The organism is Kluyvera sp. EC_51 (assembly GCF_019584505.1).
Lineage (GTDB): Bacteria > Pseudomonadota > Gammaproteobacteria > Enterobacterales > Enterobacteriaceae > Kluyvera > Kluyvera sichuanensis.
On sequence record NZ_VDAG01000115.1, the window covers coordinates 22,749 to 37,446 of the forward strand.

Annotated in this window: 10 protein-coding genes; 8 read left to right on the top strand and 2 right to left on the bottom strand. The window is 57.7% G+C overall.

Features of this window, described 5'->3' with window-relative positions:
• From FHC49_RS22080 to tldD, 4 genes are all read left to right on the top strand, one after another.
• A complete protein-coding gene (locus tag FHC49_RS22080) occupies window positions 1-594 on the top strand; it encodes a nucleoside triphosphate pyrophosphatase (RefSeq protein ID WP_185669795.1) in 594 nt (197 codons plus the stop codon).
• Complete coding sequence (rng, locus tag FHC49_RS22085) at window positions 584-2,053, top strand: ribonuclease G (protein ID WP_185669796.1); 1,470 nt, start codon at window positions 584-586, stop codon at window positions 2,051-2,053. The genes FHC49_RS22080 and rng overlap by 11 nt, the downstream gene beginning before the upstream one ends.
• Window positions 2,054-2,086: 33 nt before the next feature.
• Window positions 2,087-5,893, top strand: a complete 3,807-nt coding sequence (gene yhdP / locus FHC49_RS22090) for an AsmA2 domain-containing protein YhdP (protein WP_220440869.1) — start codon at window positions 2,087-2,089, stop codon at window positions 5,891-5,893.
• Window positions 5,894-5,994: 101 nt separating this feature from the next.
• Complete coding sequence (gene tldD, locus FHC49_RS22095) at window positions 5,995-7,440, top strand: metalloprotease TldD (RefSeq protein ID WP_185669798.1); 1,446 nt, start codon at window positions 5,995-5,997, stop codon at window positions 7,438-7,440.
• Between the two features lie 81 nt (window positions 7,441-7,521).
• Here the strand turns inward: tldD and aaeR are convergent, their stop codons facing one another.
• On the bottom strand, window positions 7,522-8,448 hold the full coding sequence (aaeR, locus tag FHC49_RS22100) for an HTH-type transcriptional activator AaeR (RefSeq protein ID WP_220440870.1): 927 nt from the start codon (window positions 8,446-8,448) through the stop codon (window positions 7,522-7,524).
• A gap of 129 nt (window positions 8,449-8,577) precedes the next feature.
• On the opposite strand from aaeR, the gene aaeX reads away from it, so the two are divergent.
• From aaeX to aaeB, 3 genes are read left to right on the top strand one after another with little or no spacing between them, the layout of a single operon-like run.
• Complete coding sequence (gene aaeX / locus FHC49_RS22105) at window positions 8,578-8,781, top strand: p-hydroxybenzoic acid efflux pump operon protein AaeX (protein ID WP_035891204.1); 204 nt, start codon at window positions 8,578-8,580, stop codon at window positions 8,779-8,781.
• Between the two features lie 7 nt (window positions 8,782-8,788).
• Entirely contained in the window at window positions 8,789-9,721 is a 933-nt protein-coding gene (gene aaeA, locus FHC49_RS22110; protein ID WP_185669800.1) for a p-hydroxybenzoic acid efflux pump subunit AaeA, read from the top strand.
• Between the two features lie 5 nt (window positions 9,722-9,726).
• Window positions 9,727-11,694, top strand: a complete 1,968-nt coding sequence (gene aaeB / locus FHC49_RS22115) for a p-hydroxybenzoic acid efflux pump subunit AaeB (RefSeq protein WP_220440871.1) — start codon at window positions 9,727-9,729, stop codon at window positions 11,692-11,694.
• 58 nt (window positions 11,695-11,752) lie between these two features.
• Here aaeB and FHC49_RS24820 read toward each other — a convergent pair whose 3' ends face one another.
• Entirely contained in the window at window positions 11,753-13,129 is a 1,377-nt protein-coding gene (locus tag FHC49_RS24820) for a CoA transferase (protein WP_185669802.1), read from the bottom strand.
• Window positions 13,130-13,229: 100 nt separating this feature from the next.
• Between FHC49_RS24820 and FHC49_RS22125 the strand changes: the two genes are divergently transcribed.
• Window positions 13,230-14,684: an NAD-dependent succinate-semialdehyde dehydrogenase gene (locus FHC49_RS22125; RefSeq protein WP_220440872.1), complete on the top strand. Its 1,455-nt coding sequence runs from the start codon at window positions 13,230-13,232 to the stop codon at window positions 14,682-14,684.
• Window positions 14,685-14,698 lie beyond the last annotated feature (14 nt).

The following is a 14,698-nucleotide window of genomic DNA, read 5'->3' on the forward strand; positions in this document are numbered from 1 at the left end:
ATGGTATCTCTCTATCTTGCTTCAGGTTCCCCGCGTCGTCAGGAACTTCTCACTCAGCTAGGCATGACGTTTGAGAAAGTGGTTCCCGGCATTGAAGAGCAGCGTCGTCCACAAGAGCCGGCGCAGCAGTACGTGGCGCGCCTGGCGCGAGAGAAAGCGCAGGCTGGCGTCGCGTTAACTCGCCACGACCTTCCTGTTCTCGGGGCTGATACGATTGTTGTCCTCAACGGTGAAGTGCTGGAGAAACCGCGCGATACGGCTCATGCGGCAGCGATGCTGCGTAAGCTATCAGGGAAAACCCATCAGGTGATGACCGCCGTTGCGCTGGCTGATAGTCAGCACACGCTCGACTGTCTGGTGATGACTGAAGTGACCTTCCGGACGCTTTCCGAAGAAGACATTGCAGACTATGTTGCGAGCGGCGAACCTTTAGATAAAGCAGGTGCATACGGTATTCAAGGGCTGGGTGGCTGTTTCGTCAGGAAGATAAATGGCAGCTATCACGCCGTAGTCGGCTTACCGCTGGTGGAAACGTATGAGTTGCTGAGTAACTTTAACTCGCTACGTGAAAAAAGGGATACACATGACGGCTGAACTATTAGTGAACGTGACGCCATCGGAGACGCGAGTGGCGTATATCGATGGCGGCATTTTGCAGGAAATTCATATTGAGCGTGAAGCGCGACGCGGAATAGTAGGCAATATCTACAAAGGTCGTGTTAGTCGTGTCTTACCGGGTATGCAGGCGGCTTTTGTAGATATTGGTCTCGATAAGGCGGCGTTCCTTCATGCCTCCGATATCATGCCGCATACCGAATGCGTGGCGGGTGAAGAGCAAAAGCAGTTCACCGTCCGCGATATTTCTGAACTGGTGCGTCAGGGCCAGGACCTGATGGTTCAGGTGGTGAAAGATCCGCTGGGAACCAAAGGCGCGCGTCTGACCACCGACATCACCTTACCCTCCCGCTATCTGGTCTTTATGCCCGGCGCCTCGCACGTTGGCGTATCGCAGCGTATTGAAAGTGAAGCCGAGCGTGAACGCTTAAAGAAGGTGGTCGCGGATTATTGCGATGAGCAGGGCGGCTTTATCATTCGTACCGCAGCAGAAGGGGTATGTGAAGAGGATTTGGCCTCTGACGCCGCCTATCTTAAGCGCGTCTGGACCAAGGTCATGGAGCGTAAGAAGCGCCCACAGACTCGCTACCAGATGTACGGTGAACTGGCGCTGGCGCAGCGTGTGCTCCGCGACTTTGCTGACGCCCAGCTGGATAAAATTCGCGTTGACTCCCGTCTAACCTACGAAGCGTTAATGGAATTCACGGCTGAATATATGCCTGAAATGACCAGTAAGCTTGAGCACTATAGCGGTCGTCAGCCTATCTTTGATCTCTTCGACGTTGAGAATGAAATCCAGCGTGCGCTGGAGCGTAAGGTTGAGCTCAAGTCTGGTGGCTATCTGGTTATCGACCAGACCGAAGCAATGACCACCGTTGACATCAATACCGGAGCCTTTGTTGGCCACCGCAATCTTGATGACACGATTTTCAACACCAACATCGAAGCCACTCAGGCGATTGCGCGTCAGCTGCGTCTGCGTAACCTTGGCGGCATTATCATCATCGACTTTATCGATATGAATAATGAAGACCATCGCCGCCGTGTGCTGCACTCGCTGGAACAGGCGCTAAGCAAAGATCGTGTCAAAACCAGCGTTAACGGCTTCTCACCGCTGGGGCTGGTGGAGATGACTCGTAAGCGCACGCGTGAAAGCGTCGAGCACGTGCTGTGCACCGAATGTCCGACCTGTAGTGGTCGCGGTACGGTGAAAACCGTTGAGACGGTATGCTATGAAATTATGCGCGAAATCGTCCGCGTGCATCACGCTTATGATTCCGATCGCTTCCTGGTGTACGCTTCTCCTTCCGTGGCCGAAACGCTGAAAGGCGAAGAGTCCCACGCGCTGGCGGAAGTGGAAATTTTTGTCGGTAAGCAGGTTAAAGTCCAGATTGAACCGCTCTATAACCCGGAGCAGTTTGATGTGGTTATGATGTAATTACGCAGCCTGCTGCGACCCAAGGAGAGATGCGTGAGGCGATTGCCGGGGATTTTGCTGCTCACCGTAGCCACACTGATTGTCGTTGTCGCGCTGCTGGTGAGCGGCCTGCGTCTCGCCTTGCCGCATCTGGATAAATGGCGCCCTGAACTGCTGAGCAAAATTGAAGCGGTGACCGGGCTGCCGGTGTCCGCTTCACAGCTGCACGCCAGCTGGCAAAACTTTGGTCCTACGCTGGACGTGCGCGATATTCATGTCGCCATGCACGATGGCGGCACGCTGGATATCAAACGCGCTTCCATGGCGCTCGATGTCTGGCAAAGCCTGCTGCACATGCGCTGGCAGTTTCGTGAGCTGACCTTCTGGCAGCTGCAAATCCACACCAATACCCCGCTGCAAAATAACGACGGTGGCGATAGCCTTAAGAGCGATCGCCTTGGCGATCTGTTCCTGCGTCAGTTTGACCACTTTATTCTTCGCGACAGCCACTTAAGCTTCCTGACCCTCTCCGGGCAGCGCGCCGAGCTGGCCATTCCCCAACTGACCTGGGTGAACGATGACAACCGTCACCGTGCCGAAGGGGAGTTGAGCCTCTCCAGCCTTACCGGGCAGCACGGGGTGATGAAGGTTCGTATGGATCTGCGCGATGAAAACGGCCTGCTGAACAAAGGGCGCTTATGGCTTCAGGCCGACGATATCGACGTGAAGCCGTGGCTCGGGCAGTGGATGCAGGACAACATTGCGCTGACCAGCGCCCGCTTCAGCCTTGAAGGCTGGGCTTCGCTGGATAAAGGCGAAATCGCCAGCGGCGACGTTCTGCTTAAGCAGGGCGGTGCCAGCTGGCAGGGCGATCAGCAGGAACATCATCTGGCGGTAGATAACCTCACCGCGCACCTGTCGCGTGAAAAAGAGGGCTGGGAAGTTCGCATCCCTGATACCCGTATTACCATCGACGATACGCCGTGGCCACGCGGTGCGCTGGCGCTGGCGTGGATCCCGGCGCAAGAGGTGGGCGGCCCGAATCATCAGCGTAGTGACGAATTGCGCATTCGCGCCAGCCATCTTTCACCTGCAGGGCTGAACGGCCTGCTGCCGATTGCTGAAAAACTCTCGCCTGAGGTTGCCGATATCTGGCGCACCGCCCAGCCTGCGGGCATGGTCGATACGCTGGCAATTGATATTCCGCTGCAGGACACCGGCAAAACGCGCTTTAACGCGAGCTGGAATGACCTCGGCTGGAAGCAGTGGAAGCTGCTGCCCGGCGCAGAGAATGTCTCCGGGTACGTTACCGGCGGCGTAGAGAATGGTTCGCTGCATGTGGCGATGAAAGACGCGAAGATGCCGTACGAACACGTCTTCCGCGCGCCGTTGGAGATTGCCAAAGGCGCCGCGACCCTCAACTGGGTCAATGACGATAGAGGGTTCATGCTCGATGGGCGTGACATTGACATAACGGCGACGGGCGTTCGCGCCGCTGGTGGTTTCCGCTATCTGCAACCGAAGGACGATCAGCCGTGGCTGGGCATTCTGGCCGGTATCAGCACCGACGACGGCGGGCAGGCCTGGCGCTACTTCCCGGAAAACCTGATGGGGACGAAGCTGGTTGACTACCTGAGCGGCGCCATCAAAGCCGGTAAGGCGGAGAACGCCACCCTGGTTTACGGCGGCAACCCGCATCTGTTCCCGTACGAGCATAACGAAGGTCAGTTCCAGGTCTATGTGCCGCTGCATGATGCGACCTTCGCCTTCCAGCCGGACTGGCCTGCGCTGACCAACCTGAATATCGAGCTTAACTTTATCAATGCTGGTCTGTGGATGAAGGCGGATAAAGCGGCGATCGGCGGCGTAACCGCCAGCAATCTTGACGCGGCGATCCCGGACTACGCCAAAGAGAAGCTGCTGATTGATGCTGATATCAACGGCCCAGGCAAAGCCGTCGGCCCGTATTTCCAGCAGACGCCGCTCGACAAATCCCTCGGCGCGACCCTTGAGGAACTCCAGCTTGATGGCGATGTGAGCGCCCGCTTACATCTTGATATTCCGCTGGACGGCGAACTGGTAAAAGCGACCGGTAACGTCGCGCTGAACAACAACAGCCTGTTTATCAAACCGCTCGATAGCACGCTGCATAACCTCAAAGGCCGCTTTAGCTTTGACAACGGCAACCTGACGAGCGAACCGCTGACAGCGACCTGGTTCAATCAGCCACTGAACGTCGATTTCACCACCAAAGAGGGCGAGAAATCTTATCAGGTGGGCGTCAACATGCAGGCGGACTGGCAGCCAGCGAAAACGGGCGTGCTGCCAAAACAGCTTAACGATGCGCTTAAAGGCAGCGTGCCGTGGAAAGGTAACGTCGCTATTGAACTACCGTATCACGGCAGTGCGAGCTACAAGGTGGGCATCACCAGCGATCTGCAAAATCTGAGCAGTAGCTTACCGTCTCCGGCAGATAAAGCGGCGGGTAAATCGTTGCCCGTGAAGCTCAACGTCGACGGCAACCTGCACAGCTTTGATCTGACTGGGAACGTCGGGCCAGAAAACCATCTCAATAGCCGCTGGCTGCTGGGGAAAAAGCTGACGCTGGAAAGCGCTATCTGGGCTTCGGATAGCCGGACGATTCCGCCGCTGCCGCAAACGCCGGGCGTGGAGCTGAATATGCCGCCGATGGACGGCGCGCAGTGGCTGGCGCTGTTCCAGCACGGCGCGGCCGATGGCGTGAGCTCCGCGGCGGCGTTCCCGGAGAACGTCACGCTGCGCACCCCGTCACTGACCTTTGCGGGCCAGCAGTGGAATAACCTGAGCGTGGTGTCCCAGCCGACGGTAGACGGCACCCGCGTGGAAGCGCAAGGGCGTGAAATTAACGCCAGCCTGACGATGAAAAATCACGCGCCGTGGCAGGCTGCCGTGCGCTATCTCTACTATAACCCGTCGGCGAACCCGCTGGCACAGGCCGCCTCAGACAAGATGCTCAGCACCGCCGCCGCCAGCAGCGCCATTGATTTCCGTGGCTGGCCCGATCTGCAGCTGCGCTGCGCCGAATGCTGGCTGTGGGGGCAGAAATATGGCCGCATCGACGGTGATTTCAACGTGAAGGGCGACACCCTAACGCTTGCCAATGGGCTGGTGGATACCGGCTTTGGCCGCTTAACCGCCGATGGCGTCTGGGTAAACTCGCCGTCCGGGCAGCGCACCTCGCTGAAAGGCAAAATTCATGGCAACAAGATTGATGATGCGACGGCTTTCTTCGGGGTTTCGACGCCGATTCGCGATTCTTCCGTTGATGTAGACTACGATTTACATTGGCGCGATAAACCGTGGCAGCCAGACGTCGCTTCGCTTAACGGCATTCTGAAATCGCACGTTGGCAAAGGGCAATTCACCGATCTGTCGACCGGACATGCCGGGCAGTTGCTGCGTCTGCTGAGCGTCGATGCGCTGTTGCGTAAGCTGCGTTTTGACTTTAGCGACACCTTCAGCGAAGGCTTCTACTTTGATTCCATCCGCAGCACCGCATGGATCAAAGACGGCGTACTGAATACGGATGATACGCTGGTGGACGGCCTGGAGGCGGATATCGCCATGAAAGGGTCGGTTAACCTGGTGCGCCGCGAGCTGGATATGGAAGCCATCGTTGCGCCGGAAATTTCGGCGACGGTCAGCGTGGCGACGGCGTTCGCGGTGAACCCGATTATTGGCGCAGCGGTGTTTGCTGCGACCAAAGTGCTGGGGCCGCTGTGGAACAAAGTGTCGATACTGCGCTATCGCATCACCGGCCCGATTGATAAGCCTCAGATTAACGAAGTGCTACGCCAGGCGCGCAGCGACAAAAAGCCATGATTTGACGCAAGCCTTGAATTGCCTCAATCTCATAAGACAAACACCCGGAATACCGGCCCGAAATGCGTGAGGCGCGCGGGCCATTAACGAGTAGCGAAATAATGAGTCTAAACCTGGTAAGTGAACAATTGCTGGCAGCGAACGGCCTGAACCATCAGGATCTGTTCGCCATTCTTGGTCAACTCACGGAGCGTCGTCTGGACTATGGCGATCTCTATTTTCAGTCCAGCTACCACGAATCCTGGGTTTTAGAAGATCGCATCATTAAAGATGGTTCTTACAATATCGACCAGGGTGTTGGGGTGCGTGCGGTGAGCGGTGAGAAAACCGGCTTCGCCTACGCCGACCAGATTAGCCTGCTGGCGCTGGAACAGAGCGCGCAGGCAGCGCGTACCATCGTGCGCGATGCGGGCAACGGTAAAGTGCAGACGCTGGGTGCGGTTGAGCATCCTGCGCTCTATACCTCGCTGGATCCGCTGCAAAGCATGACCCGCGAAGAGAAGCTGGATATTCTGCGCCGCGTTGACAGCGTCGCGCGCGCGGCGGACAGTCGCGTGCAGGAAGTGACGGCGAGCCTGACCGGCGTCTATGAACTGATTCTGGTTGCCGCGACCGACGGTACGCTGGCTGCCGATGTACGTCCGCTGGTACGCCTGTCAGTTAGCGTGCAGGTGGAAGATGACGGTAAACGCGAGCGCGGCGCCAGCGGTGGCGGCGGTCGCTTTGGCTATGACTACTTCCTTGCCGACCTCGACGGTGAAGTGCGCGCCGATGCCTGGGCGAAAGAAGCGGTGCGCATGGCGCTGGTGAATCTCTCTGCGGTGGCTGCGCCTGCGGGTACGCTGCCGGTGGTGCTGGGCGCGGGCTGGCCGGGCGTACTGCTGCATGAAGCGGTCGGTCACGGTCTGGAAGGCGACTTCAACCGCCGCGGCACCTCGGTCTTCAGCGGCCAGATGGGCCAACTGGTGGCTTCTGAACTCTGTACCATCGTGGATGATGGCACAATGTCCGATCGTCGCGGCTCCGTAGCGATCGACGATGAGGGGACGCCGGGCCAGTACAACGTGCTGATCGAAAACGGGATCCTCAAAGGCTATATGCAGGACAAGCTTAACGCACGTCTGATGGGCGTTGCGCCTACCGGTAACGGCCGCCGCGAATCCTACGCGCACCTGCCGATGCCGCGTATGACCAACACCTACATGCTGGCCGGGAAATCCACGCCGCAGGAGATCATTGAATCCGTCGAGTACGGCCTTTACGCGCCAAACTTTGGCGGCGGCCAGGTGGATATCACCTCCGGTAAGTTTGTCTTCTCCACCTCGGAAGCCTACCTGATTGAAAACGGTAAGGTGACCAAGCCGGTGAAAGGGGCGACGCTTATCGGTTCCGGTATCGAAACCATGCAGCAGGTCTCGATGGTTGGTAACGATCTGAAGCTGGATAACGGTGTGGGCGTCTGCGGCAAAGAAGGCCAGAGCCTGCCGGTTGGCGTTGGCCAGCCAACCCTGAAAGTGGATAATCTGACGGTGGGCGGTACCGCCTGACCTGAAAAAAATGCACCTCATTTTGAGGTGCATTGATGTCTGTTTGTAGGCCGGATGGCGCTTCGCTTGTCCGGCCTGTCACTATTCCTTTCTTCTTCCCCGCATCCCCTGGAACAGCCTCGCCACTTCGACAAAATAGTCGGTCAGATAGTTAATACAGACCTGCACCTTGAGCGGCAGCTTGTCCTTTTCGGTATACAGCGCGTACACCGGGCGAGGATCGGACTGATAGCGTGGGAATAAGATCTCCAGCTCACCGCTGTTGATCTCATTGATCACCCACATCAGCGGCACGTAGGCAATGCCCGCACCGGCCACCAGCCAGCGGGAGATGGTCATCGGATCGTTAGTGACAAATCGGCCTTCCGGCAGCAGCTTGGTCGACAACCCTTCGGGGGCAATCAGCTCAAATTCGTTATCGGGACGCACGCTATATTCCAGCCATGAATGGTTACTCAGGTCCGCCGGCTTTTCGGGCACGCCATACTGCGCGAGGTATTTCTTCGACGCGCAGACGACCATCGGCATGCTGCCAAGGCGTCGGGAGAAGAGGCTGGAATCCTGCAGCGCGCCCACGCGGATCACCACGTCCAGGCCGTCGGCAATCAGGTCCGGCGCCGGAATGCCCGTCACCAGATTCACCGTTAAACCTGGATACTCTTTCAGCATCTCCGCCGTCATGGCAGCGAGGACATTTTGTGCCATAGTTGAAGAACAACCAATGCGCAGCGTGCCAATTGGCGTGTTGTTAAAAGCGTAAAGCTGCTCGTGAACATCCTGAACTTCGAACAGCATGCGGCGGCAACCCTGGTAGTAAATTTTACCGGCTTCGGTTAAGCCAATGCTGCGAGTACTGCGGTTAAGCAGTTTGACCTGCAGCTCATCTTCCAGTTTAGAGACAGTCTGGCTGATGGACGAAACGCTCATTTGTAGCTGGCGCGCCGCGGCGGTAAAGGAGCCTTGCTCGACCACTTTGGCAAACACCGACATCCGTTTTAGTCGTTCCATTGTTCACTCTGGCTTAAAAGTGATTTGCATCACACTATGTAGATAAGGCGATAACAGTTACGTTAAAATACTGTTAGCTGAATAATTAAAGTTCCAATCTCACCTGCACGCTAGTCTAGTAAGGTCAACATGAGCCTGTTTCCTGTCATCGTGATTTTCGGTCTCTCATTCCCGCCGATTTTCTTTGAGCTGCTCTTATCGCTCGCCATTTTTTGGTTGGTGCGTCGCGTGCTGACGCCGACCGGGATCTACGACTTTGTCTGGCATCCTGCGTTGTTCAACACCGCACTGTACTGCTGCCTGTTTTATCTAATATCACGTTTGTTCGTCTGAGGTAGATGTGAAAACACTAACAAGAAAAATCTCCCGCACCGCTATTACGGTGATACTGGTCATCCTGGCGTTCATCGCGATTTTCCGCGCCTGGGTCTATTACACTGAATCTCCGTGGACGCGCGATGCGCGTTTTAGCGCGGACGTTGTCGCTATTGCCCCTGACGTTTCCGGCCTGATTACCGACGTACAGGTCAAGGATAACCAACTGGTTAGCAAAAATCAGGTGCTGTTTATCATTGACCAGCCACGCTACAAGAAGGCGCTGGAAGAGGCCGACGCTGACGTGGCCTATTATAAAGCGCTGGCCGATGAAAAAAGCCGTGAAGCCGGGCGCCGTAATAAGCTGGGCGTCATCGCGATGTCACGCGAAGAGATTGACCAATCCAATAACGTTCTGCAAACCGTGCTGCACCAGCTTGCTAAAGCGCAGGCGACCCGTGACCTGGCGCGCCTCGACCTTGATCGTACGGTGATCCGCGCCCCGGCAGATGGCTGGGTGACTAACCTTAACGTCTATGCCGGTGAGTTTATCACCCGCGGCTCGACGGCGGTGGCGCTGGTCAAACAGCACTCCTTCTACGTGATGGCCTACCTTGAAGAGACCAAGCTCTCAAGCGTCCGTCCGGGCTACCGTGCCGAAATTACCCCGCTGGGCAGCAACCATGTGATTAAAGGCACCGTTGATAGCGTCGCGGCAGGCGTGACGAACGCCAGCAGCAGCGTTGACAGCAAAGGGATGGCGACCATCGACTCTAACCTCGAATGGGTTCGTCTGGCCCAGCGCGTGCCGGTGCGTATTCGTCTGGATGAAGAGACGGGCAACCTGTGGCCTGCGGGTACTACCGCCACGGTGGTCATTACCGGCGAGAAAGATCGCGATGCCAGCCGCATGAGCTTCTTCCAGAAGCTGGCGCTGCGCCTGCGTGAGTTCGGTTAATCGCCATGGGCATTTTTAGTATTGCCAACCAGCACATCCGCTTTGCCGTCAAACTGGCATGCGCGGTGGTGCTGGCGCTGTTTGTCGGCTTTCACTTTCAGCTTGAAACGCCCCGCTGGGCGGTACTGACTGCCGCTATCGTGGCGGCTGGCCCGGCCTTTGCTGCAGGTGGGGAACCCTATGCAGGGGCGATTCGCTATCGTGGGATGCTGCGTATTGTCGGCACCTTTATTGGCTGTATTGCGGCGCTAGTGATTATCATCGCCATGATTCGCGCGCCGCTGCTGATGCTGTTGGTCTGTAGTATCTGGGCCGGTTTCTGTACCTGGATCTCCTCGCTGGTGCGCGTGGAGAACTCCTATGCCTGGGGGCTCTCCGGCTACACGGCGCTGATTATCGTCATCACCATTCAGGCCGAACCGTTGCTGACGCCGCAGTTTGCCGTTGAGCGCTGCAGCGAGATCGTGCTGGGGATTATCTGTGCGATCGTCGCCGATCTCCTGTTTTCGCCGCGATCGATCAAAAAAGAGATCGATAACGAACTCGACGGTATCCTCATCGATCAATATCGCCTGATGCAGCTGTGTATCAAGCACGGCGACAGCGATGAAATGGACAAGGCCTGGCTGGCGCTGCTGCGGCGTACGGCAGCGCTGGAAGGGATGCGCGGCAACCTGAATATGGAGTCCTCACGCTGGGCGTGGGCCAACCGCCGACTGAAGGCGCTGAATACCGTTTCGTTGACCATGGTGACCCAGGCTTGTGAAACCTTCATCATGCAAAACTCGCGGCCTGAGCTGGTCACTGACGCCTATCGCGAGCTGTTCGAAGAGCCGGTTGAGACGGTGCAAGATGTTCATCGTCAGCTTAAACGGATGCGCCGCGTGCTGGCGTGGACAGGCGAGCACGATACGCCGGTCACTATCTACAGCTGGGTAGGGGCCGCGACGCGTTATCTGCTGCTCAAGCGCGGGGTGATTGGCAATGCCAAAATCAGCGCCCGCGAAGAAGAGATCCTGCAAAGTGAAGTGGTGGTGCGCCCGGAATCCGCCGAGCGTCACCACGCGATGATTAACTTCTGGCGCACCACGCTCTCCTGCGCGCTGGGCATTCTGTTCTGGCTGTGGACCGGCTGGACCTCCGGTAGCGGGGCGATGGTAATGATCGCCGTGGTCACCTCGCTGGCAATGCGTCTGCCGAACCCGCGCATGGTGGCGATAGACTTTATCTACGGCACCATCGCGGCGCTGCCGCTGGGGGCACTCTATTTCCTGATCATCATTCCCGCGACCCAGCAAAGCATGCTGCTGCTGTGTATTAGCCTGGCGGTGATGTGCTTCTTTATCGGTATTGAAGTGCAAAAACGGCGGCTGGGCTCGATGGGGGCACTGGCCAGTACCATCAACATTCTGGTGCTGGATAACCCGATGACCTTCCACTTCAGCCAGTTCCTTGATAGCGCATTAGGGCAGATTGTTGGCTGCTTCATGGCGTTTATCGTTATTCTGCTGATCCGCGATAACTCCCGCCTGCGTACCGGGCGCGTGCTGCTGAACCAGTTTGTGTTTGCGGCGGTATCGGCGATGACCACCAATATGGCGCGTCGGAAAGAGAACCATCTGCCGGGGCTCTACCAGCAGCTGTTCTTACTGCTGAACAAGTTCCCCGGTGATATTGCCAAGTTCCGCCTGGCGCTGACGCTGATTATTGCGCACCAACGTCTGCGCGATGCGCCCATTCCGGTGAATGACGATCTGTCGGCATTCCACCGCCAACTGCGCCGCACGGCTGACAAGGTGATCTCTGCCAGCAGCGACGACAAGCGCCGCTATTACTTTACGCGCTTGCTGGAAGAGCTGGGGGTTTATCAGGAAAAACTGCAGGTCTGGGAAGCACCTGAACAGGTAACCCAGCCGGTCGAGCGGTTGGTGTCGATGCTGCATAAATATCAGGGTGCACTCACGAGCAGTTAAGCGTCGTCCGGGCTACCTGCGATTTGTAGCCCGGACGAGCGCAGCGACTCCGGGAGCCCTACCACCATTCCGCGCGATGCGCCCCTAACGGCATGGCCGGCATCGCAAACGCCATCGGTGTTTGTGCAAGTTCCAGCGCGCTGTTGAAGTAGCTTAACTCGCCGAATGGTCCCTGCTCGGTCACCATACAACGGGTAATCGCCGCTTCGCTTGGTGGCGCAATCGTCTGATAATCCGCCTGCTTGCCCAACTGTTGCAGCCACGTCGCCGTCCGGCACAATGACACATCTACCCGCCATGCACCGCCTTCATTACGCTGACGCTCCAGCGCCATCAACACGCCAAGCGTGGCGAGATAGCCGCTGAGATAATCATTCGGATAGGTTGGCCCCAGCACCGGCTGGCCTGCGCCGCCCTGTGCTACCGCCATACCGGTCACGGTCTGAGCAAGCTGCTCGAAGCCCGGCCGTGTTTTCCACGGCCCACGATGGCCGTAGCAGTTCAGGTTAACCGCAATGATTTGGGGATTGATCTGCGCCATCTCTTCATCACTCAGGCCATAGCGGGCAAGCGCGCCGGGACGGTAGCTTTGCACAAACACATCGCCTTCGCGGACCAGCTTCGCCGCCGTCTCGCGACCTTCGGCGGTGGAGAGTTCAAGATACGCGTTGCGTTTGCCGTGGTTGGTATCAACGTCGAACGGCAAAATACGTGGGCGATAAGGGGATGAAAGGTGCAGTACATCGGCACCCATTTGCGCCAGGCCGCGGGTCGCTGTTGGCCCAGCGATCACGTGGGTGGCATCCAGCACGCGCAGCGACTTCAGCACCCGTGGCGTGTCGTAACGGCGGGCTTTCGGTGCGCTATCGGTCATCCGTGTCAGGCGAATCAGCGGCTCCTGACTCACCGCCAGCCCCTGTGGATGTGCCAGCCACTCTTCACGACTGCGGGCAATGGCAGCGCACAGCCCAGCGTCGGCAATGGTCTGCTCCAGCTTTTGCGCCTCCCACTTCGCCACGGCCTGCGCCACGCGGCTACGGTTATTGGGCACGTCGAGAATATCCAGAATGCCATCACGCAAACGCGGGTAGCCGCCGTGCAGGAAAATCCAGCGGTTGTCGGCGGTGAGGTAGAAATCGGTGGTGGGGTAGTCCGGGTCGTTGTACTGCCAGTTATAGCCGTTCTGCTGCTGGAAGGTGACCGCGTGGGTTGAGGCGGCAGCGCTATGGCAATCAACGGTAATTTCCTGCTGCTTACCTCGCAGCACATCGAGCATCAGCCCTTGTAGCGCTAGCGCGGAGGCGGCCGCCTCTCCAATGGCAAACGGCGTCGGATAGACCGGTTCTGTACCGGTGAACGTCACGCGATCGCTCGCCAGATGTGCCAGCCCAAGCTCGTGGCACAGCTTATCAAAAACAGGATATTCACGTTTCACCGCAGGCTCCTTTCCGTTAATAAGACTATCGTTATTCTGACAACTATTACGCTAAAAGCGATAGCTATACTTAGATGGAAACACTTTTCAGGAGGGTGTAATGACCACGCAAGCATGGCAGGACAACGATCTCTTTCAAACGGGCTACCTGGTGAACGGCGAATGGCATCAGCTCGACACCACCTTTGATGTGCTCAACCCCGCGACGGGCGAGGTCGTCGCCAAAGTCGCGAAGGCCGGAAAGCAGGAGACGGAACAGGCGATTGCCGCCGCCGCCCGCGCGTTCCCACTCTGGCGGGGGAAAACGGCGAAGGCGCGATCGGAACTGCTGCATCGCTGGTATCAGCTCATCATCGAACATAAAAGCTGGCTGGCGAAACTGATGACCATCGAACAGGGCAAACCGCTGAAAGAGGCGGAGGGCGAGGTGGACTACGCGGCGAGCTTTATCCAGTGGTTTGCCGAACAGGGAAAACGGGCGAACGGCGAGATAATTCCACCGGCGAAGCCGGGTTCACGCATTCTGGCAACCCGCGAGCCTATCGGGGTGGTGGCGGCGATTACGCCGTGGAACTTCCCGATGGCGATGCTCACCCGTAAGCTTGGCCCAGCGCTGGCGGCTGGCTGTACCGGGGTGATTAAACCCGCCAATAACACGCCACTGTGCGCGTTCGCGCTGCTGGCGCTGGCGAAGAAAGCGGGGATTCCGGACGGGGTGCTGAACGCCGTGGCGGGGAATACGCTGGAGATTAGCGACGCGATTATGGCAAGCCATGACGTGCGAAAAATCTCCTTTACCGGATCAACCTCGGTGGGCAAAACGCTGGTGCGTAACGCTGCGGAAACCATGAAGAAAGTCTCTATGGAGCTCGGCGGCAACGCGCCGTACATCGTCTTTGAAGATGCGGATATTGATGCTGCCGTACAGGGTGCTATCGCCAATAAGTTCCGCAACGCCGGACAGGTGTGCGTGAGCGTAAACCGTTTTTATATTCACGACAGCGTGTATGAGCGCTTCGTCAGCCAGCTTGCCGCCGCCGTGAAGGCGCTGAAGGTGGGGAACGGGCTGGATGACGGCGTGATCGTGGGGCCATTGATTGAGGCCGCGGCGGTTAAAAAAGTGCGCGAACACGTTGAGGATGCTGTAGCGAAAGGAGCCAAAGTGCTAGCTGGTGGGCAGCCGCATGCGCTGGGCGGTAACTTCTGGCAGCCGACGGTGCTGGGTGACTGTCAGGAAAAAATGCTGCTGGCGCAGGAGGAGACGTTCGGTCCTCTGGCGGCCTGCTTCCGTTTTAGCGATGAAGACGAAGTTATTCAGCGCGCGAATAATACGCCTTACGGCCTGGCGGCCTATTTCTACACTCAGAACTTGTCCCGCGTCTTCCGTGTCTCGCAGGCGCTGGAGAGCGGTATGATCGGCATTAACGAATGTGCCGTTTCAACCGAGCTGGGGCCGTTTGGCGGCGTGAAGGAGTCGGGGCTTGGGCGTGAAGGTTCAGTGCTGGGGCTGGAAGAGTACCTCGAGGTGAAAACGCTGCACATTGGGGGACTTTAGTCTGTTGAATAGGG